Origin of the sequence: Achromobacter sp. RW408 (assembly GCF_003184165.1) — a bacterium.
In the GTDB taxonomy this organism is placed as follows: Bacteria; Pseudomonadota; Gammaproteobacteria; order Burkholderiales; family Burkholderiaceae_B; genus Achromobacter; species Achromobacter xylosoxidans.
In genome coordinates, this window is the sequence record NZ_QHHO01000010.1 from 1 (window position 1) to 21,035 (window position 21,035).

General features: G+C 66.3%; 20 protein-coding genes. 15 read left to right on the top strand and 5 right to left on the bottom strand.

Going from position 1 to position 21,035, the window contains the following annotated elements; all coding sequences use genetic code 11:
- Window positions 1-58 precede the first annotated feature (58 nt).
- The 3 genes from DK459_RS01760 to DK459_RS01770 form a co-directional block, all read right to left on the bottom strand.
- The gene (locus DK459_RS01760; protein WP_006389676.1) at window positions 59-469 is read right to left on the bottom strand and encodes a DUF1090 domain-containing protein; all 411 of its coding nucleotides are present in this window, start codon (window positions 467-469) and stop codon (window positions 59-61) included.
- A gap of 70 nt (window positions 470-539) precedes the next feature.
- On the bottom strand, window positions 540-1,466 hold the full coding sequence (gene ubiA / locus DK459_RS01765; RefSeq protein ID WP_006389677.1) for a 4-hydroxybenzoate octaprenyltransferase: 927 nt from the start codon (window positions 1,464-1,466) through the stop codon (window positions 540-542).
- 100 nt (window positions 1,467-1,566) lie between these two features.
- Window positions 1,567-2,769: a PLP-dependent aminotransferase family protein gene (locus DK459_RS01770; RefSeq protein WP_049051967.1), complete on the bottom strand. Its 1,203-nt coding sequence runs from the start codon at window positions 2,767-2,769 to the stop codon at window positions 1,567-1,569.
- Window positions 2,770-2,937: 168 nt separating this feature from the next.
- On the opposite strand from DK459_RS01770, the gene DK459_RS01775 reads away from it, so the two are divergent.
- The 15 genes from DK459_RS01775 (at window position 2,938) to rfbC (ending at window position 18,749) form a co-directional block, all read left to right on the top strand.
- Window positions 2,938-3,423 carry a GAF domain-containing protein gene (locus tag DK459_RS01775; protein ID WP_049051970.1) on the top strand — a complete coding sequence of 162 codons (486 nt, stop codon included), beginning with the start codon at window positions 2,938-2,940 and terminating at the stop codon, window positions 3,421-3,423.
- 307 nt (window positions 3,424-3,730) lie between these two features.
- Window positions 3,731-4,624, top strand: a complete 894-nt coding sequence (dapA, locus tag DK459_RS01780) for a 4-hydroxy-tetrahydrodipicolinate synthase (protein ID WP_006389680.1) — start codon at window positions 3,731-3,733, stop codon at window positions 4,622-4,624.
- Between the two features lie 123 nt (window positions 4,625-4,747).
- Complete coding sequence (locus DK459_RS01785) at window positions 4,748-5,524, top strand: sterol desaturase family protein (RefSeq protein ID WP_006389681.1); 777 nt, start codon at window positions 4,748-4,750, stop codon at window positions 5,522-5,524.
- Window positions 5,508-6,416, top strand: a complete 909-nt coding sequence (locus DK459_RS01790; RefSeq protein ID WP_020925855.1) for a fatty acid desaturase — start codon at window positions 5,508-5,510, stop codon at window positions 6,414-6,416. Before DK459_RS01785 ends, DK459_RS01790 begins: the two co-directional genes overlap by 17 nt.
- 35 nt (window positions 6,417-6,451) lie before the next feature.
- Window positions 6,452-8,383 (top strand): StlD/DarB family beta-ketosynthase, encoded by a 1,932-nt coding sequence (locus DK459_RS01795; RefSeq protein ID WP_006389683.1) that lies wholly within the window; start codon window positions 6,452-6,454, stop codon window positions 8,381-8,383.
- Complete coding sequence (locus DK459_RS01800; RefSeq protein WP_020925856.1) at window positions 8,380-9,276, top strand: hypothetical protein; 897 nt, start codon at window positions 8,380-8,382, stop codon at window positions 9,274-9,276. Before DK459_RS01795 ends, DK459_RS01800 begins: the two co-directional genes overlap by 4 nt.
- Before the next feature lie 127 nt (window positions 9,277-9,403).
- Window positions 9,404-10,687 carry a putative Na+/H+ antiporter gene (locus tag DK459_RS01805; protein ID WP_006389685.1) on the top strand — a complete coding sequence of 428 codons (1,284 nt, stop codon included), beginning with the start codon at window positions 9,404-9,406 and terminating at the stop codon, window positions 10,685-10,687.
- A 247-nt stretch (window positions 10,688-10,934) separates the two neighbouring features.
- Window positions 10,935-11,249, top strand: a complete 315-nt coding sequence (locus tag DK459_RS01810; protein ID WP_020925857.1) for an FmdB family zinc ribbon protein — start codon at window positions 10,935-10,937, stop codon at window positions 11,247-11,249.
- A 17-nt stretch (window positions 11,250-11,266) separates the two neighbouring features.
- Window positions 11,267-11,929, top strand: coding sequence for a DUF502 domain-containing protein (locus DK459_RS01815; protein WP_020925858.1), 663 nt, complete (start codon window positions 11,267-11,269; stop codon window positions 11,927-11,929).
- Between the two features lie 40 nt (window positions 11,930-11,969).
- Complete coding sequence (aspS, locus tag DK459_RS01820) at window positions 11,970-13,757, top strand: aspartate--tRNA ligase (protein WP_006389687.1); 1,788 nt, start codon at window positions 11,970-11,972, stop codon at window positions 13,755-13,757.
- A 356-nt stretch (window positions 13,758-14,113) separates the two neighbouring features.
- Window positions 14,114-14,980, top strand: a complete 867-nt coding sequence (locus DK459_RS01825; RefSeq protein ID WP_006389688.1) for an endonuclease/exonuclease/phosphatase family protein — start codon at window positions 14,114-14,116, stop codon at window positions 14,978-14,980.
- Window positions 14,977-16,188 carry a cardiolipin synthase ClsB gene (gene clsB, locus DK459_RS01830; RefSeq protein ID WP_054505720.1) on the top strand — a complete coding sequence of 404 codons (1,212 nt, stop codon included), beginning with the start codon at window positions 14,977-14,979 and terminating at the stop codon, window positions 16,186-16,188. Before DK459_RS01825 ends, clsB begins: the two co-directional genes overlap by 4 nt.
- Window positions 16,189-16,252: 64 nt before the next feature.
- The gene (gene rfbB / locus DK459_RS01835; RefSeq protein WP_070543025.1) at window positions 16,253-17,305 is read left to right on the top strand and encodes a dTDP-glucose 4,6-dehydratase; all 1,053 of its coding nucleotides are present in this window, start codon (window positions 16,253-16,255) and stop codon (window positions 17,303-17,305) included.
- The gene (gene rfbA / locus DK459_RS01840; protein ID WP_006389691.1) at window positions 17,302-18,195 is read left to right on the top strand and encodes a glucose-1-phosphate thymidylyltransferase RfbA; all 894 of its coding nucleotides are present in this window, start codon (window positions 17,302-17,304) and stop codon (window positions 18,193-18,195) included. The genes rfbB and rfbA overlap by 4 nt, the downstream gene beginning before the upstream one ends.
- Window positions 18,195-18,749, top strand: a complete 555-nt coding sequence (rfbC, locus tag DK459_RS01845; RefSeq protein WP_006389692.1) for a dTDP-4-dehydrorhamnose 3,5-epimerase — start codon at window positions 18,195-18,197, stop codon at window positions 18,747-18,749. The genes rfbA and rfbC overlap by 1 nt, the downstream gene beginning before the upstream one ends.
- On the opposite strand, the gene DK459_RS01850 is transcribed toward rfbC, so the two are convergent.
- A complete protein-coding gene (locus tag DK459_RS01850) occupies window positions 18,746-19,633 on the bottom strand; it encodes a DMT family transporter (protein ID WP_006389693.1) in 888 nt (295 codons plus the stop codon). The genes rfbC and DK459_RS01850 overlap by 4 nt on opposite strands.
- Before the next feature lie 13 nt (window positions 19,634-19,646).
- Window positions 19,647-21,035: MFS transporter (locus DK459_RS01855; protein WP_233256743.1), on the bottom strand; the 1,389-nt coding region annotated here is incomplete at its 5' end.

Below are 21,035 nucleotides of genomic sequence, written 5' to 3' on the forward strand. Positions count from 1 at the left end.
CGAGGCGGGATACGCCGCCCCGAGGTCGAGGCCACGGGGCGGGTAGGGGGAAACCGGGTCAGCGGTTCAGGTCGGCCAGCGCGGCGTCGTATTCGGCGCGGGCTTCATCCAGCTTGCGCTGGGCCTTGTCGATCTTTTCCTGCTTGCCCTTGGCGCGGGCGGCCTTGAGCTCGTCTTCGCGCTCGGAAACCTTGTTTTGCTTGTCGCGCACGTCGGCTTCGCGCTGCGATTGCAGGCGGCTGTCGGTGCAGTACGCCTTGGCTTCGGCCAGCGCCTTCTGCAAGCCGGCCACCCGGTGCGTGTTGCCGTGGGCGCGCGCATAGGTGATTTCGTTTTCCAGATGGCAGAACTTCGCGGCGCAGCCACGCTGGGCGGAGCAATCGGTGGTGGCCTGGGCGTGGGCGGGCAGGGCGCCGAGCAAGGCGCTGGCCGAAGCCAGGGCCAGCAGGGTTTTGGTCAATGCGGACATGCGTGGTCTCCGTAAAGCGTGTCGGAGCGGCCATCATCCCTCAAGCGGGGGGTGTCCGCAATGCGCCGGATCAGGCGATCAGGGTGCCGGCAAGCGCTGCCGCGACCAGGATCGCGCCCAGCCAGAGGTTGGCGCGGAACAGCATGAAATTGCGGTCGGGACGCTGGATGTCGAATACCTTCAACTGCCACGCCAGGTGCACGGCGATGGCCGCCATGCCGACGTAATAGGCCCATGACATGCCGATGGCATGGCCGCCCCAGGCCCACAGGATCACGGTGGCCAGATAGAAGCCGCCGATCCACAGCTTGCCCTGGTCGCCGAAGCGCATGGCCGTGGAATGCAGGCCCAGGCTGCGGTCGTCGCGCACATCGACGTAGGCGTAGATGCTGTCGTAACCCACCTGCCACAGCACCGCGCCGAACCACATCGCGATGGCGGCCAGGGGCACGTGGTTCTGCGTATCCGACCAGGCCATCAGCATGCCCCAGTTGAAGCAGATGCCCAGGACGACCTGCGGCCAGTAGGTGACGCGCTTGCACAGCGGATAGATGAAAACGAACGGCAGGACGGCCACGGCGAGCCAGCGGCTCATGCCATTCAGGAAGAAAAGCAGTGAACCGCAGACCAGCAATTGGCCGATCAAGAACCAGACCGCATTACGCATGCTGAGCTGGCCGCTGGTGAGCGGACGGAAGCGGGTGCGTTCGACGTGCTTGTCGAAGTTGCGGTCGCACATGTCGTTGACGGTGCAGCCGATACCGCGCATGAGCAGCGCGCCCAGCGAGAACACCACCAGGCGTTGCAGGTCGGGCAGGCCACCGGCGGCCTGGACCAGGGCGGCGATACAGGGCAGCAGCGTCAGCCAGGTGCCGATGGGGCGGTCGAGCCGGCACAGCCGGGCGTAGGGCCGCCACGATTTGGGCAGCCAACGTTCGACCCAGTCGGTGAAAACAATGTCGCTGAGGTCGACGGGAGAGGATTGCGGAGCGCTCACTGTCACGGCGAAAGAAAAGGGAGGAAAGCCGACAGCATAAAACAACGGCCGGGCAATGCGCCCGGCCGCGGAACCGTCAAGGGTGTTCAGGACCCGGTTTTCAGGCCGTGTATTCCTTGAGCAGCTTGCCCAGGATGGCGATGCCGGTGCGGATCTTGTCTTCCGGCACGGTGGCGAAGCTCAGGCGCAGCGTGTTGGCGCGGCCGGCGCCGCAATAGAACGGCGCGCCCGGCACGAAGGCGACGTTCTGGGCGATGGCCTTTTCCAGCAGCTTGGTGCTGTCGATGTGTTCGGGCAGCGTGAGCCAGATGAACATGCCGCCTTCGGGCTTGGTCCAGCTGACGGTGGACGGGAATTCGCGGGCGATGGCTTCGAGCATGCAGCTGCCCTGGGCGCGGTAGATTTCGCGCACGTTGGGCAGGTGTTCTTCCAGGAAGCCGTCCTTGACGATTTCGTACACGGCCATCTGGGTCAGCGTGGGCGTGTGCAGGTCGGTGGCCTGCTTGGCCTGCACCAGCTTGTTGATCAGCGGGCGGGCGGCGGCGATGTAGCCCAGGCGCAGGCCGGGGGCCAGCACCTTGGAGAACGTGCCCAGGCGCACCACGTTGGCGCCGTACTCGGCGGCCAGCGCGATCAGGCCCGGTTGCGGTTCGCCAGCGTAGCGCAGTTCACCGTAGGGATCGTCCTCGATGATGGTCAGGCCCAGTTCGGCGGCGCGCTTGACCAGCGCGATGCGGCGTTCCAGGCTGAGGGTGCGGCCGGTGGGATTCTGGAAGTTGGGCAGCGCGTACAGGAAGCGCGCGCCGGCGGCCAGTTCGGGGGTGATGGCTTCCGGGATCAGGCCGCCATCGTCGGTGGGCACCGGCACGAACTTGGGCTGGTACAGGCTGAACGATTGCAGCGCGCCGAGGTAGCTGGGGTCTTCGACCAGCACCTTGCTGTCCTTGTCGATCAGCACCTTGCCCAGCAGGTCCAGGGCCTGCTGCGAGCCGGACACGATCAGGGTCTGGTCGGCGGCGATGTTGGCGCCGGCGCGGTTCAGGTCGTCGGCGACCCATTGGCGCAGCGGCGCATAGCCTTCGGTGGGGCCGTATTGCAGGGCCGCGCGGCCGTTGGTGGACAGTACCTTGTCGAATGCCGCACGCACTACTTCCACCGGGAAGCCGCCGGGCGCCGGCAGGCCGCCTGCGAACGAAATGACTTCGGGACGCTCGGTGACCTTGAGGATCTCGCGGATGGCGGAGCTGGTGAGTTGCTGGGCGCGTTCGGAAAAGGCGAACGTCGGTTCGAGAGGCTTGTCCATGGCTTGCTTCTTAATCAAGAAGGGGGGTGACGGGGTGATGACAACGGAGCGGTAAAGACGTTGCTGCGTAAACTATTGTCCCACAGCGTAGCAAGGCGGCCCCTTTATCGCGGGCTGCCCCTAAAATCACTTGCATCGATAATCGCCTGTACAGTTACATTTATACATATGTTTGAAGCCGCCCCGATCGCCGCCGACTCCAAGGCCGCGCTGTACGCCGAACTGGCCAAGCAGGCCCGCGCCCTGCTCGACGGCGAGCACGACCGCATCGCCAACGCCGCCAACCTGAGCGCGCTCGCCTACCAGGCGCTGCCCGACCTGAATTGGGTGGGCTTCTACCTATTTGACGGCACGGAACTGGTGCTGGGGCCGTTCCAGGGCAAGCCGGCCTGCGTGCGCATTCCGCTTGATCGCGGCGTGTGCGGCGCGGCCGCCAGCCAGCGCCAGACGCAGCTCGTGCCCGACGTGCATGCCTTCCCCGGCCACATCGCCTGCGACGCGGCCTCGCGTTCCGAGATCGTGGTGCCGCTGGTGCACCAGGGCGAGTTGATCGGCGTGTGGGACGTGGACAGCCCGGTGCCGGACCGTTTCGACGAAGACGATCGCCAGGGCATGGAAGCGTTGTGCGCGGTCTTCCTGGCCAGCCTGCGTTGACAGCATGGCGGCGGCCCGGTAGATTTGCGCATCGGCCGCCTGCGGCCGGTTTCAACCCTTTATTCCATTCATGATTCCTCAGGCCATCTCGTCCGTTTTTCCGTTCCGCGCCCTCGGCGTGGCGACGGTTTGCGCCGGCCTGAAATCCAAAAAACAGCCGCTCATCTGACCGGAGCATGCTGTTCCGTCAGATGGGCGACGGAACAGCGGCCTCACGGCGGCGCCATGGCGCCTTCGCGCGCACCCCCAGTATCCCGAGCACTTCTGTACGGTCCAACCGCGGTCCGCTTACACCGAAGGAGTGTTCATGCAAACTCATCAATCCCCGTTCCAAGGCGTCTGGATTCCCCTGGTGACGCCGTTCTCCGGCGGCGCTGTCGATGGCGGGGCCCTGCGCCGCCTGGTGCGCCATTTCGCGGCGGCGGGCGTCGACGGGCTGGTCGTGTGCGGCAGCACCGGCGAAGCCGCGGCGCTCGATGACGCCGAGCAACTGGCGGTGCTGGATGCCGTGCTCGCCGAGGCCGGCGCCATGCCGGTGGTGATGGGCCTGGCCGGCAACCACCAGGGCCACGTGCTGCAACGCCTGGCCGCGTTCGGCACCCGGCCGTTGGCCGGCATCCTGGCGCCGGCGCCGTACTACGTGCGGCCCGGCCAGGAAGGCGCCGCCGCCTACTTCCGCAGCCTGGCCGATGCCTCGCGCTTTCCCCTGGTGCTGTACGACATTCCATACCGCACAGGAACGACGCTGGAAATCTCGACCCTGTTATCGCTGGCCGCGCATCCGAACATCGCGGCCATCAAGGACTGCGGCGGTTCGCTCGACAAGACCCTGGCGCTGATCGCCGACGGCAACATGAACGTGCTGGCGGGCGAGGACCTGCAATCGCTGTCGCTGCTGTGCCTGGGCGGCAGCGGCCTGATCGCGGCGGCGGCGCACATCCGGCCCGACCTGTTCGTGGCCATGTACCAGGCGGTGCGGGCGCAGCAGCTGGACCTGGCACGCAAGCTGTTCCAAGCGCTGGCGCCGGTGATCCAGCTGGCGTTCGCCGAACCCAATCCGGGGCCGGTGAAGGCGCAACTGGGGCGCCAGGGACTGCTCAGCGACGAGCTGCGAGAGCCCATGCCGGCGGCCAGCGCGGCCCTGGCCCGGCGCATGGATGCGGTGGTCGCGGGCCTGAACCGGCAGTTTCCCTGCCAATAGCGGCAAGCCGCGGCATGGACTGCTTCTTTGTGGCGCCCGGATTCATTTGGTAATAAATGTCTCCCCGCGAGGCTGGCGGATTGCTTATGATGCGGCCATTCTCCGGGGTGAAACAAAACGTTCATGGCCCAAGCTTTTGTCGCGTTGTCCGCCTGGCAGGTCATGCTGGCGGGCCTGCTGTTCTTCGGCGGCATCTACCTACTGTTCGGCGCGGCCACCTGGCTGCTGACCCAGTGCATCCTGCCGGCGCTGGGCATCGGCCGGCCGCTCGATCCGCGGCCGCTGGCGCCGGGCCAGTTGCGCCGTGAGTTCACGCAGTCGGGCGTGTCGATCCTGCTGTTCGGCACCGGCATGATCTTTCCGTGGGGCCTGCTGCAATTGGGTTGGGCGCACCTGGACCCCGACGCCAGCTGGCAGAAGATCACGCTGGAGATCCTGGCGCTGGTGGCCTGGAACGACGTGCATTTCTGGATCAATCACCGGCTGCTGCACACCAAGCTGCTGCGCCGTTTCCACCTGCCGCACCACCGTTCGGTGGTGACCACCCCGTTCTCTACCTACAGCTTCCATCCGATCGAGGCGCTGATGCTGGGCAACGTCATCATGCTGCCGATGGTGCTGCATGATTTCAGCTTCTGGTCGTTGGCGTCGGTGCCGCTGTTCAGCCTGTTCTTCAATTGCATCGGCCACGCCAACTACGACTTCTTTCCCAACGTGTCGTATGCGCACTGGTTTGCGGCGAGCCGCCGGCATCACCTGCACCACGCCTGCTACAACGGCAATTTTGGTTTCCAGTTCACGTTCATGGACCGCCTGTTCCGCACCCGGCTGAAGGCCGAGGCGGCCGCGCCCCAGCTGGAGGCTTTCCGGCAGCGAGAATCGCTTGGCGGACGGGCTTAGCAAGACGCGCCGGCTGCCCGCGCTGCGCAACCGGCGCGATTGGCAGAGCCTGGCCTACCTGGCCGCGCTGCCCGCCCTGGCGGCGTGGCAGTGGCTGCACGGCTTCTGGTGGCCGTTGTACGCGCTGATGCTGTTCCTGACGCTGGGCATTGGCGTGATTCATCACAACCACACGCACATCCGCATGTGGCATGGCCGCTGGGCCAACCGCGCCACCGATTTCTGGATCACGCTGCTGCAGGGGCATCCGACCTTCGTGTTCTATCCGGCGCACGTGGCCAACCATCATCGCTACAAGCATGGCGCGCGCGACGTGGCGCGCACCTATCGCTTTGGCGGCGACACCAATCATCTATGGGGCTACCTGATCCATCCGGTGCAGGCGGTGTGGGTGCTGTATCCGCTGTTCTTTGCCTGGCTGGGACGGCTGCGCCGGCACTGGCCGGGCGCGTGGCGCTACTGCATGTGCCAGTACGGCGCCTGGCTGGGGCTGTGGGGCGGCCTGCTGGCCATCAATCCGGTCAAGGCGCTGGTGTTCGTCATCATCCCGCAACTGCACGGCCTGCACTGGCTGCTGGCCACCAACTACCTGCAACACGCGCACGCCGATGGCGGGCCGCGTGCCGTCGCCGGCCTGAACTACGCCCGCAATTTCGAAGGACTGGTCAATCCGCTGCTGTTCAACATCGGCCTGCATACCGCGCACCACGAGAACCCGCGCGCGCACTGGTCGGAACTGACCGTGCTGCATCGCGACCACTACCGGGCCCGCGTGACACCCGCGCTGAACGAAGGCGGCCTGACGCCGTACATGTTCCGCGTGTTCGTGCTGGGCACCTTCCTGCCGCGCTTTCGCAGCCGTTCGTGTATGGCGCCCGAGCACGTGCGCTAGCGCCGCAACCCCATACCTGCCACTAGAGACCCGCCATGCCTATCGCGTTCAATCGTGTCTACCTGGAAAGCGCCGGCTATTTCATGCCGGGCGAACCCGTGTCCAACGAGGCCATGGACAGCTACATCGCGCCGCTGAACCGCATGTCCAGCCGCATCAAGAGCCGCATCCTGGCCGAGAACGGTATCAAGCAGCGCTACTACGCGATCGATGCCGAGGGCGCCACCGTCTTCACCAACGCGCAGCTGGCCGCCAACGCCATCCGCGATTGCCTGCGACGCAATGATGGCGACCTGGCGGACGTGTCGCTGCTGACCAGCGGGTCGTCCGGGGGCGACGCGCTGATGCCGGGCTTTGCCAACATGATCCAGGGCGAGCTGGCCGCGCATCCGATGGAGACGCTGTCGGTGCACGGCATCTGCGCCGCGGGCGTGTCGGCGATCCAGGTGGCGGCGCAGGGTGTCGAGATGGGCGGCCATGCCAGCGCGCTGGCGGTCGCGGCCGAGCTGCCGTCGCGCCTGTTCAAGCGTTCGCGCTTTGCCGCGCGCGGCTACGACGCCGACTTCGACGCGCATTTCCTGCGCTGGATGCTGTCCGATGGCGCCGGCGCGTTGCTGCTGGGACGCGGCGGCCGGCCGCTGCCCGGCGCGTCCAAGGGCGTGCGGCTGCGCCTGAAGTGGGTGCACCAGCGTTCGTTCTCGGGCGACTATCCGGTGTGCATGCAGCTGGGCCTGTCGGCCGACCGGCAGAAGGGCCACTTGGACTATCCGTCTTGGAACGAGGCGGAGGCCGACGGCGCGCTGTCGCTGCGCCAGGACATCCGCCTGCTGCCGCACCTGTTCGACATCGGCATCCACGAGTACGCCAAGCTGGTGCGCGACGGCTGGCTGGATCCGGACCAGGTCGATCATTTCCTGTGCCATTACTCCTCCGAGAAATTCATTCCGGTGGTCGAGGACCTGATGGAGAAGGCCGGCCTGGTGATCCCGCGTGAGCGCTGGTTCAGCAACCTGGCCTGGCGCGGCAACACCGGCGCGGCGTCGATCCTGATCATGCTGGCCGAGTTCCTCGAAACCCGTGAGATCAAGCCGGGCGAGCAGATCTTCTGCTACATCCCCGAGTCGGGCCGGTTCATGGCGGCCTACATGCTGCTGGAGGCCGAGGCCGCGCATGACGCCGCGCCCTCGGTGGCCGTGGGCGCCACGCCGGCCGCGGCCGGGCGCGAGGACGCCCACAGCGCCGATGCCGACGCCATCGCGCCGCCGCACGATCCGGACATGGCGCCGCAGGGGCTGGGCCAGTTGCTGACCGAACTGGCGGCGATCTGGCACGACTACCGCTCGCGCGTCTGGCGCACGCCGGTGGTGCGGCGCCTGCGCAACCGCCGCTTCCAGACCGCCGACTACCTGAACTGGATGGAGAACTGGATTCCGCAGGTGCGCGAGGGCAGCAAGTGGATGCGCGAAGGCGCGGCTTCGCTGACCGAGCAATACCAGCCGCTGGCCGCGCTGATCGACATGCACGCCGGCGAGGAGCAGAACGACTTCCAGATCCTGTTCCAGGACTACCGCACGGCCGGCGGCAGCATCGACAACATCGATGCGCTGCGCCGCAATCCCGGCGGCGAGGCGCTCAACGCCTATCTGCACAGCCTGGCCGCCACGCGCGATCCGATCGGCCTCCTGGGCGCCATCTACATCATCGAGGGCACGGGCCAGCGCATCGTGCCGGCCCTGCTGCCGCTGCTCAAGGCCAGCCTGAAGCTGCCACCGGACGCCTTCCGCTTCCTGGAATACCATGGCCACAACGACGAGAACCACCTGGCGCGCTGGCTGACCGCGGTGGAACTGGCGCTGGACTGCGACGAAGACGGCCGCGCCGAGCGGCGCATCGTCGACACCGCGCGCCGCACCGCCGCGCTGTACCTGATGCAGTTTCATCACGTGATGGAGGACGAGGCCGCATGAACAGGGAACCCGAATTCCTTGCCAAGGGGCACGATCCCGCCGATCCGAGCCCGTGGCTGGCGCTGTACCTGGATCGCAGCACGCCCCTGCCGGACAAGGTCAAGAAGGCCTGGCTGACCGATTCGAGCTGCGGCTCGCGCCAGTACCTGCTGCCGTTCCTGCGGCCGCTGGCGCGCGCCTGCATCATCCTGATCCAGGTCATCAAGACCTTCCTGCCGCGCCGCTGGTCGCATTCGCGGCTGCTGCATCGCATCCTGGCGTGGGGCCTGAAGCGCTTCGTGTCGCCCGAGGCCAACTGGCTGATCCTGCGGCATTTCCATCTGGGCGCGCAGATCCTGGCGTTCATCGCCGCCAATTCGCCCGTGCGCGTGGCCACCACGCCGCTCGAGCCGATGGAGATCGACGATCTCAAGGACGAGCTGTTCGTCAAGCACGACCTGAACCTGTTCAACTTCGTGATCCGGCTGAACCAGGCGTTGCGCGACGCGGGCGTCGAGATGCATGCGCCCGAGCGCGTCGACTTCTCGATGATCCGCGATCCTGATCTGAAGCTTGAGGATATGCCGCAGGGCAAACTGAATTTCCTCGACCTGCAGAGCGCCATCGAGCTATTCACGCCGCTGTATCAATTGATGCTGACCGACAACGACTTCTGGCGCGCAGCCAATTCGCTGCAGCTGGACGAGACCATCGGCATCTACGCGGCCAAGCTGCTGGGCGCGCCGCAGCACCTGATCCTGGTCAACAACAGCCATCCGCTGGTGCCGATGTCGACGCTGCGCGCCGGCTATCGCCTGGTGCTGCACGGCCTGTCGACCGAGATGCTGCACAGCCTGCTGATGGAGATGCGCGACGCGCAGCAGGGCGGCGAGCCGCCCGCGCCGATCGCCTGAAAAGTGGGCGAATCCTAGCGTTGTCCCTGTAGGGCGGGGCGGGTTCGCTACGCTATAGTGCGACCCTTGTCCGCCGATTCCGGGTCGCGTGCGCGCGGCCCGGGCCTTCATACCGGAAGCGCTTCAGATGCCTCAGCCCATAGAACTCATCGCCACCGTCCTGTTCGGCGTGGCGGTGCTGCATACCTTCTCCGTTCCCATGTTCGCCCGCCTGGCCCATCGCGGCGGGCCTCATGCCGGTTTCTGGCACCTGCTGGCCGAGGTCGAGGCGGTGTTCGGCGTGTGGGCGTTTGCCCTGATCGTGGCGATGGCGGCGCTGACCGGGCCGTCATCGGCCATCGGCTACATGGACACGCGCAATTTCACCGAGCCGCTGTTCGTCTTCACCATCATGGTGGTGGCGGCCAGCCGGCCGATCCTGGAACTGGTGGGACTGCTGGTGCGCGCCACGGCGCGCGTGTTGCCGCTGCCGCGTGAACTGGCCACGTTCTTCGTGGTGATGTCGCTGGTGCCGCTCGGCGGTTCGTTCATCACCGAGCCGGCGGCCATGACGCTGGCGGCGATCCTGCTGCGCGATGCCTATTTCCGCAGCAGCGGCCGCGCCGGCTTCAAGTACCTGACGCTGGGCGTGCTGTTCGTCAACGTGTCGATCGGCGGCGTGTTGACCTCCTACGCGGCGCCGCCGGTATTGATGGTGGCGTCCACCTTCGGCTGGGATTCGACTTTCATGGCGCAGCATTTCGGCTGGCGCGCGGCGGTGGCGGTGTGCCTGAACGCGGGCCTCTTGACCTTCATCTGCCGCAAGGCGCTGCTGGAACGTTCGGTGGGCACGGGCGGCGGCGTTGATGCGCCGGAAGGCAAGGACAACCGCCCGCCGGTGCCGGCGCTGGTGATGCTGATCCACCTGGTGTTCCTGGTGGCGGTGGTGCTGAGCGCGCACCACCCGGCGATCTTCCTGGGCCTGTTGATGATGTTCATCGGCTTTGCCGAGGCCTACAAGCGCCACCAGAACCGCCTGCTGATCAAGGAGGGGCTGATGGTGGGCTTCTTCCTGGCGGGCCTGGTGGTGCTGGGCGGGCTGCAGAAGTGGTGGCTGCAGGACCTGCTGGGCGGGCTGGAGCCGTTCGTGCTGTTCTGGGGCGCCACCGCGCTGACGGCCATCACCGACAACGCCGCGCTGACCTACCTCGGTTCGCTGGTGGAAGGCACCAGCGAAGCCTGGCGCTACATGCTGGTGGCGGGCGCCGTGACCGGAGGCGGCCTGACCGTGATCGCCAACGCGCCGAACCCGGCCGGTTTCGCCATCCTGAAGAACCATTTCCCCGATGGCAGCATTTCGTCCGGGCGGCTGTTTTTGTCTGCCCTGGGGCCGACGGCGGTGGCTGCCCTGATGTTCCTGCTGCCTGTCTGACGGAGCAGGGCGCGCACCTCTGACGGAGCCCCCGGGCGCCCCGCCGTGAGGGTGCCGCCGGCCTTTCACGAAAAACCGCTAAAATTCAAGACTTTCCCGTATTTTTCCGGCCGTGCCCGGCCGTTGTCCGGTCCAGCGCCAGCTCCGGCCCCGGGGCCTCCTCTTGGAGGACTCCTCGCGCCCCTGGTTTTGCGCCACGTCCGGCCGACGGTCACTGATACACCGGGCCCGCGCCTGGGAGCCCTCGATGCCCATCTACGCCTACAAGTGCAGCGCCTGTGGCCATGCCAAAGACGTTCTGCAGAAGATTTCCGACGCGCCGCTTTCGGTTTGCCCCGAATGCGGCCAGAGCACGTTTTCCAAGCAAGTGACCGCGGCTGGCTTCCAGCTCAAGGGCTCGGGCTGGTACGTCACCGATTTCCGCGGCAACGGCAGCGGCGGCCAGCAGGCCACCGGCGCCAGCGCCCCGTCGGCGCCCGCTGACAGCGCCGCGCCGGCCGCCAGCGCACCGGCTCCGGCCGCTGCCCCCGCGCCCGCCGCGGGACCGGCCAGCGCTTCCTGAGTACCCGCGCGATGCGTATGCGCGTCATCAAAAAGTACTTCATCACCGGCCTGCTGATCTGGGTTCCCCTGGTCATCACGGTGTGGGTGCTGGGTCTGCTGGTCGCCACCCTCGAAGGGTTCGTGCCTGGCTTCCTGTCGTCCGAATCGCTGTTCGGCGTCGACATCCCCGGCTTCCGCTTCGTCCTGGTCATCGTGGTGGTGCTGCTGACGGGCATTTTCGCGGCCAACCTGATCGGCCGTACCATGGTGGACCAGTGGGAAAACCTGCTGGGCCGCATTCCCCTGGTGCGCTCGATCTACAACTCGGTCAAGCAGGTCAGCGATACCGTGCTGGCGCCGAACGGCCAGGCGTTTCGCCGCGCCGTGCTGGTGCAGTATCCGCGCGCCGGCAGCTGGACCATCGCGTTCGTCACCGGCACGCCCAGCGGCGAAGTGGCCGAACGGCTGCCCGGCGACCACATCAGCGTGTACGTGCCGACCACGCCGAATCCCACGTCCGGCTTCTTCCTGATGGTGCCCCGTGCCGACACGGTGGACCTGCAGATGAGCGTGGACGCGGCCTTGAAGTACATCGTTTCCATGGGCGTCGTCGCCCCGGGTCCGGCCGCGCCGGGCGCCCGGCCGGCGCCGTCCTCCCCGACGCCGGACGCGCAGCGCGCGCCGGGCGTCGACCTGTAACCCTTTACGCTACTACCAAGCACACAACGGAGTTATCCCGATGCGTACCTGCTACACCGGCCAGGTTTGCCGCGACCATCTCGGCCAGACCGTCACCCTGTATGGCTGGGTGAACCGCCGCCGCGACCACGGCGGGGTCATCTTCATCGACTTGCGCGACCGCGCGGGCCTGGCGCAGATCGTGTTCGATCCGGATAACGCCGCCTTCGCCACCGCCGAGCGCCTGCGCAACGAATTCTGCATCCGCGTCACCGGCCTGGTGCGCGAGCGTCCGGCGGGCACCGCCAACGCCGAACTGGCCTCGGGCGAGATCGAGGTGCTGTGCAAGGAAGTCGAGATCCTGAACGCGTCGGTCACGCCGCCGTTCCAGCTGGACGACGACAACCTGTCGGAAACCACCCGCCTGACGCACCGCGTGCTGGACCTGCGCCGCCCGCAGATGCAGCGCAACCTGATGCTGCGCTACCGCGTCTCGATCGAAACCCGCAAGTTCCTGGACCAGCTGGGCTTCATCGACATCGAAACCCCGATGCTGGCCAAGAGCACGCCCGAAGGCGCGCGCGACTACCTGGTGCCCTCGCGCGTCAACGCCGGCCACTTCTTCGCGCTGCCGCAGTCGCCGCAGCTGTTCAAGCAGATGCTGATGGTGTCGGGCTTTGACCGCTATTACCAGATCACCAAGTGCTTCCGCGACGAAGACCTGCGCGCCGACCGCCAGCCTGAATTCACCCAGATCGACTGCGAAACCTCGTTCCTGAACGAGCTCGAGATCCGCGAGATCTTCGAGAACATGATCCGCCACGTGTTCAAGGTGGTGCAGGGCGTCGACCTGGCCGAGCCGTTCCCCATCATGACCTGGACCGAAGCGATGCGTCGCTACGGTTCGGACAAGCCCGACCTGCGCGTGCAGCTCGAATTCACCGACATGACCGACGTCATGCGCGACGTGGACTTCAAGGTGTTCGCCGCCGCCGCCACGGCGCCCGGCAGCCGCGTGGTCGCCCTGCGCGTGCCCGGCGGCGCCGAGATGTCGCGCAGCGAGATCGACGCCTACACCCAGTTCGTCGGCATCTACGGCGCCAAGGGCCTGGCCTACATCAAGGTCAACGAAGTGGCCAAGGGCCGCGACGGCCTGCAATCGCCGATCGTCAAGAACCTGCATGACGCCGCCCTGGCCGAATTGGTCAAGCGCACCGGCGCGCAGGACGGCGACATCATCTTCTTCGGCGCCGACCGCGAGAAGGTCGTCAACGACGCCATCGGCGCGCTGCGCGTGAAGATCGGCCACAGCGAATTCGGCAAGAAGACCGGCCTGTTCACCGCCGGCTGGATGCCGCTGTGGGTGGTCGACTTCCCGATGTTCGAATACGACGAGGAAGACGGCCGTTACACCGCCGCGCATCACCCCTTCACCAGCCCCAAGGACGGCCACGAGGACTTCCTCGAGACCGATCCCAGCAAGGCGTTCGCCAAGGCCTACGACATGGTCCTGAACGGCTGGGAAATCGGCGGCGGCTCGGTCCGTATCCACCGCGAGGAAGTGCAGAGCAAGGTGTTCCGCGCGCTCAAGATCGGTGCCGAGGAAGCCCGCGAGAAGTTCGGCTACCTGCTGGACGCGCTGCAGTACGGCGCGCCTCCGCACGGCGGCATCGCCTTCGGCCTGGACCGCATCGTCACGATGATGACCGGCGCCGAATCGATCCGTGACGTCATCGCTTTCCCGAAGACCCAGCGCGCCCAGGATCTGCTGACCCAGGCGCCGTCGGAAGTCGACGAGAAGCAACTGCGCGAGCTGCACATCCGCCTGCGCAACGCTGAGCCGAAGTAGGCCCACCCCCGAGCGCCTGCGGCGCTCCCCCTCAAGGGGGCGCCGCGCGGGACCGGCGGAGCCGGATCCCGGCGGCCTGGCTAGGGATGGTGTCTCGGGTTTGTGGCGTTTTTCTGCTTGCCTTGTGTGTGCTCGGCTTGGGGGCGTCCCGGGTGCGGGGCTTTGCCTGAGCGGATGCGCCTCTGAGCCGCCGCCGGGCCCGTTCGCTGCGTTTCAGGGTGTCTCCGAGGTGGGAAGGGTTCACGGAATTGGAGTAATCTGGCAAACGCCGCCTGGGTTGGCGGTGCTTGCCGGGGCTCTTTTTTTTGTGGGTCGCGGTGAGCGGTTTCACTGTCTTGAGAGGCGCCATTCCTTCCATGTCGCTCATCCGTGTCGTCAGCTACAACATCCATAAAGGTCGCTCGGCGTTGGGCCGCCGCGACTCGTTGAACGAACTGCGCCTGGGCCTTTACGGCCTGCGCCCCGACCTGGTCTTCCTGCAGGAAGTTCAGGGCCGCAACGAGCAGAAATCGCTGCTCGACGCCCAGCATGAATCGCTGGCCGCCGCGCTCAAGCTGGACGTGGCCTATGGCCGCAATGCGATTCGCCACGAAACCGACCACGGCAACGCGCTGTTGTCGCGCTTTCCCATCCTCGACCATGAAAACCAGGATATCTCCGACCATCGCCTGGAGCAGCGCGGCCTGCTGCACGCGACCATCGAACTCGACGGGCGCTCGGTGCACTGCTTCGTGGTGCACCTGGGCCTGTTCGCCGGCAGCCGCAGCCGCCAGATCCTGGCGCTGACCGAGCGCATCCGGCGCATGGTGCCCGACGGCGAACCGATACTGATCGCCGGTGATTTCAACGACTGGGGCGACCGCCTGGCGCCGTTGTTCGTGCAGCAGCTGGGCCTGTACGAAGTGTTCTCGCACGCGCCGCGCAGCCATGGCGGCGAATTGCCGCGCCTGCGTGATTCGGTCAAGCGCCTGAGCAACGCCCTGCGTGGCCTGCCCAACAGCGGCGTTTCGGTGCTGGAGCGCACCAACCAGCTCGGCATGGACGGCAGTTCGCGCCTGTTGCTGCCGCCGCCGCGCACCTTTCCGGCCGTGTTCCCCTGGTTCCGCCTGGACCGCATCTACCAGCGCGGCTTCGCCGTGCGCAGCGCGCGCGTGCTGCGCGGCCGCGAATGGGCGCGGCTGTCCGATCATTCCCCCTTGCTGGCCGAGCTGGAACTCCCGTGAAGGCCGAGCAGGTCAGGCTGGAGTGGACCGACGGCAACGACATCCGGCTGCTGCAGAACGGCACCGACTTCTTTCCGGCGCTGTGCCAGGCGATCGACGCGGCGCAATCCAGCGTGCATCTGGAAACCTATATCTTCATGCTGGACCGCACCGGCGTGAAGGTGCTGGATTGCCTGATGGCGGCGGCCGCGCGCGGCGTCAAGGTGCGCGTGGTGCTCGACGGCTTCGGCGCAGCCGAGACCGCCGAGACCCTGCGCGAACGCCTGACCGGCGCCGGCGCGCAATGCCGCATCTTCCGTCCCGAGCCGCGCTGGTTCGCGAAGTTCATTCCCTCGCGCAGCCGCCTGCGGCGCCTGCACCGCAAGGTCACCATCGTTGATGGCAACGTGGCCTTCATCGGCGGCATCAACATCATCGACGACTACGACGATCTCGATCCCACCGATGGCATTTCGGCGCCGCGCTTCGATTTCGCGGTGCAGGTGCGCGGCCCGTTGGTGACCGAGGCGGCCTACGCGCAGGATCTGTTGTGGGTGCGCCTGAACTGGGCCCGCCTGCGGCGCCATCCGCGCGATTGGAGCCGCATGCGGCTGACCAAGCCCAGCCATGCGCCGGTGGCGCCCTGTGGCGAGCTGCGCGCCGCACTGGTGCTGCGCGACAACCTGCGTTTCCGCCAGACCTTCGAACGCGCCTATCTCTACGGCATCACCCAGGCGCGCCGCGATATCCTCATCGCCAACGCCTATTTTTTCCCCGGCCGCCAGTTCCGCCGCGCCCTGGCCAAGGCCGCCGCGCGCGGCGTGCGCGTGCGCCTGCTGTTGCAGGGCAAGATCGAATACCGCATGCAGTACCACGCTACCCGCTCGCTCTACGACCAGCTGCTGCGCGACGGCATCGAGATCTACGAATACATGCCGAGCTACCTGCACGCCAAGGTGGCGGTGATCGACAATGTCGCCACGGTGGGTTCGTCCAACCTGGATCCCTTCAGCCTGCTGCTGGCGCGGGAGGCCAACGTGGTGATCGATGACCAGCCGTTCGCCTGGGACCTGCAGGAGCGCCTGGAGACGGCGATCCAGGAAGGCGGGCGTTTCATCCGGCCCCTGGATTACCAGCGGCGTGGATGGGTGCGGCGCTGGGTGGACGCGGTGTCTTATACGTTGTTGCGGATCGGGGTGGCGCTGACGGGGACGTCGGATAAGTACTGAAGTCGGCGGCCACGGCGCTAAACTGCCGGATTAGGAGGCGGCGCCTTCATTCGGGCACTACGCAATGAGCATTCTCGTCACCGGCGGCGCCGGATTCATCGGTTCCAACTTTGTGCTGGATTGGCTGGCGCAGGGGGGGGAGCCCGTGATCAATCTGGACAAGCTGACCTATGCCGGCAATCGGCGCAACCTCGACGGGTTGAAAGACGACGCGCGCCACGAATTGGTGGTCGGCGACGTCGGCGACACCGCTTTGGTGGCCAGTTTGCTGCGGACCCACCAACCGCGCGCGATCCTGCACTTCGCTGCGGAGTCGCACGTGGATCGCTCCATTGCCGGGGCGGGTGATTTCATCCAGAGCAATATCTGCGGCACCTACGGCTTGCTGGAGGCGGCCCGGAGCTATTGGGCCGGCCTGGTCGGCAAGGCACGCGAGGACTTTCGCTTCCTGCATGTTTCGACCGACGAGGTCTACGGATCGCTGGCGCCGGATGCGCCGGCATTCACCGAGGCCAGCGCCTATCAGCCCAACAATCCCTATTCGGCCAGCAAGGCGGCCAGCGATCACCTGGTGCGAGCCTGCGGCCGTACCCATGGCCTGCCCGTGCTGACGACGCACTGCTCCAACAATTTCGGACCGCGGCAGTTTCCGGAAAAGCTGATACCGGTTGTGATCCACAATGCGCTGGCGGGCAAGCCGTTGCCTGTGTATGGCGACGGCCTGCATGTGCGCGATTGGTTGTATGTGGCGGATCATTGCAGTGGCCTGCGCAAAGTGCTCGAACGCGGCTACCCCGGAGAAACCTATAACCTGGGCGGCGACAGCGAACACACCAATCTGGACGTGGTGCTGGCTGTCTGTCGGCTGCTCGACCAACTGCGTCCCCGTGCCGACGGCGCGTCGTACAAGACGCAGATCGCCATGGTCGCGGATCGCGCCGGGCACGATCGCCGCTATGCCATCGACACGACCCGAGCCCGGCGCGAATTGGGATGGCGCGCGGTCGAGACGTTTCAGTCGGGACTCGAGAAAACGCTGGGCTGGTATCTCGACAATCCCCAATGGGTGACCGATATCGTGTCGGGCGCCTATCGCCAGGAAGCGCCGTCGCCATGACCTCGCTCGCGCCACGCAAGGGCATCATACTGGCCGGCGGCTCCGGGACCCGGTTGCATCCGGCCACACTGGCCATCAGCAAACAGCTGATGCCGGTGTATGACAAACCGATGATCTATTACCCGCTCAGCACGTTGATGCTCGCGGGCATACGCGACATCCTCGTGATCGCCACGCCTGATGATGCGCCGCGTTTTGCCCATTTGCTGGGGGATGGCGGGCGCTGGGGCTTGAATCTGCAATACGCGGTGCAGCCATCCCCGGATGGACTGGCCCAGGCATTCCTGATCGGGGCCGGTTTCATCGGCAACACGCCCTGCGCCCTGGTGCTGGGCGACAACCTTTTCTACGGGCATGACCTGCCGCAGCTGCTGGCGCGTGCCGACGCCCGGCGGGAAGGCGCGACCGTGTTCGCCTACCATGTGCAGGATCCGCAGCGCTATGGCGTGGTCCAGTTCGATGCCGCCGGACAGGCATTGCGGATCGAAGAGAAGCCCGCCGTGCCGCAGTCCAGCTATGCGGTCACCGGTTTGTACTTCTACGATGGCCAGGTGGTGGACCTGGCGCGTGGAATACGTCCTTCCGCTCGCAACGAATTGGAGATCACCGACCTGAACCAGCTTTATCTGCGGCAGGGGAGGCTCAACGTCGAGATCATGGGGCGCGGCCATGCCTGGCTGGATACCGGCACTCACGACAGCCTGCTCGAGGCCAGCCAGTTCATTGCCACATTGGAGCGCCGCCAGGGCTTGAAGGTGGCCTGCCCCGAGGAGATCGCTTTCCGCAAGCAATGGATCGACGCCACGCAGCTGGAAGCGCTGGCCCGTCCGCTGCAAAAGAGCGGTTATGGCGATTATCTGATGAGTCTGCTAAAGCGCAGGGCTTTCTGATGACCATCACCCCCCTGGCCTTGCCTGATGTCCTGCTGATCGAGCCGGAAGTCCATCGCGACGAGCGCGGCTGTTTTCTCGAGACCTATCGACAGTCCGTGCTGGACGCGGCGGTGGGACGGGAGTTGCGTTTCGTGCAGGACAACCAATCGGAATCCCATCGCAACGTACTGCGCGGCCTGCACTATCAGACAGTGGATCCCCAAGGCAAATTACTGCGTGTGACCCAGGGAGAAATCTACGATGTTGCTGTGGACATGCGCCAGGGTTCCCCTACGTTCGGACAATGGGTGGCGCAGCGCCTCTCGGCCGCCAACCACCGGCAGATGTGGATTCCCGAGGGCTTCGCCCATGGGTTTCTGGTGTTGTCCGCGCGCGCCGTCGTTTCCTACAAGGCGACGAGCTACTACCAACCCATGCACCAGCAATGCGTGCTCTGGAATGACCCCGTGCTGGGAATCGAATGGCCGCTGGGGCAAGAAGCTCCGCTGTTGTCGGCCGCCGATCGGAACGGCCGGCTCCTTGCCGAAGCCGACCAGGTCCGGATTGCCTAACTTGCTGGGCCGCGGCGCTTTCTCTCGCCGACCAAGCCCAGCGCCAGTGCCGTGCCCACCAGGATGATACCGGCGCCGGTCAGGATGGAAACGGTGATGGCTTCATCCAGGAACCAGGCTCCCCAGACCACGCCAAAGACAGGCACCAGGAACGTAACGCTGACCGCCCCGGTGGGGCCGACGTTGGCGATCAGGCGAAAGAAGATGATGTAGGCGGCGCCGGTACAGACCACGGCCAGCAGGATGGTGGCGCCCCAGGCCCGCATCGACACGGGCGTCTGCGGCCAGGTGGCCAAGGCCAGCGGCAACAACACCAATGCCGCGGCGATCATGCTGCCGGTCGCGTTGGAAAGGGCGTCGACCCCGGTCAGGAAGCGCTTGGTCCAATTGGCCGCGATGCCATAGAAGACCGGCGCCGACACCGCCGCGAGCACGGCCGGGCCCGTGCCCCCCGATTTGAAGTCCAGCTTGTCCCAGACCAGCACCACGATTCCCAGCAGGCCGATCATGAGCCCGAGCGATCGCGACCAGGGCAGCCTGTCCTTGAGCCAGAGCCAGCCGACCACGGCGCCCCAGACCGGCGTCACCGCGTTGGCCACAGACAGGAATCCGGCGCCCAGCGATTGCGCGGCGTAGGCGTACAGCAGGAACGGCAGGGCGGCGTTCAGCGTTCCCACAACCAGGATGGCTTTCCAGTGCTTGCCGATGGTCGGCAACCTGTTGCGCCATAGCGCGGCGGGCAGCAGGAACAGGGCCGCCAGGCCGACGCGCAGTTCGATCAACGCCACCGGCCCGAATTCCCCCACGGCCAGGCGCATGAATAGAAACGAGCCGCCCCAGACGGCGGCCAGAAGTAGAAGGTCCAGCAAATCGCGGCGGCGCATGGTCGATCCCGAATCAGGCCTGGTTCCGATTGGTGGCCAGGTTTTTCATCTTGACCCGATGCGCGAGTACCGCGCAGGTCAGGCACAGGACGATACACAACACCAGACCTGTGCGCACTCCGTTTAGTACCGTGCCGTGCGAGATCAGGATTCCGACTACGGCCGTGCCCAAGGCGCTGCCGATCGCGCGAGTGGTCTGGACCAGGGCCGAAGCCACGCCCACATCGCGCCGTTCGCTGAGCATCTGCATGAACAAGGTCAGGTTGGGCAACAGGAAGCCCAGCGCACAGCCATTGACGAAGAACGCCGCCAGGATCCACCAGGCCGATGTGCCGGGGGAGATCAATAGCACCATCAACGTCCCCACCGCCAGCAGGCCGGCACCGAACACCATCAGGCGCTGCGGTTCCGTCTGGCGGGGGAACAGCCGGCCGTTGATGATGCTGCCCACCGAGATGGCCGCCACCAGCGGCGTCAGCAACAGGCCGGCTTCGCTTGGCGTGTAGCCCAGTACCTGCTGCAGCAGCAAGGGGCTATAGAAAATCAGCACGAACATCACGGCGCCGACCGTCATGGCGGCGAGATTCAGCAACTGCGGTTCCCGACCCGCCAGCACGCGCAAGGGAAAGATCGGCGAGGCGACGCGGCGCTCGATGGGAATCAGCAGGGCGATGGCGGCGATCCCAGCCACTGCCAGTCCCAGGCCCATCGCCGGGTGGGCATGCTCCCCCTTTGCAAAGCCCAGTTCCAACGCAGCCAGGGGCGCGCCCACCGCGACGACCAGCAGTACCGCCCCCAGCCAATCGATGCGCCGTTCGCCCGTGTGGATTGGCCGGATCCGCGGGAAATACTTGGCCAGCAGGAACAAGGCCACCGCCGCGGCAATCGGGGAAATGAAAAAAGCGGCACGCCAGCCCAGCGCCTGCGTTGCGGCGCCGCCCAGTACCGGGCCGATGCCGCTGGCCATGGCAAAGGCGGCCGAGACCAGCGCCATCCATTTCACCCGTTGCTTGGCGTCGGGGAACAGATCCGCCGGGGCCGCGAAGGCCGTGGCGATCATCATGCCTCCGCCGATCCCTTGCAGGGTACGGAACAGGATCAGCTGGCCCATGCTTTGCGACAGGCCACAGGCGATGGAACCGAGCGCGATGATCAGCACCGACACCAGCATCAGGGGCTTGCGGCCGAACATATCGCCCAGACGGCCGAAGATCATGATGGATGCTGCGGTGGCCAGCAGGTAGCCGGTACCCACCCAGGCATACAGGGCCATGCCGTTCAGGGCCTCGGCCACGCGCGGCAGGGTGGTGCTGATGATGGTGGAATCGAAGGCCGCCAGCACGACGGTGGCGGCCACCCCGGCCATGCCCATCAGCAGGTCGCGGCGGGAGTGGGCGGGCTC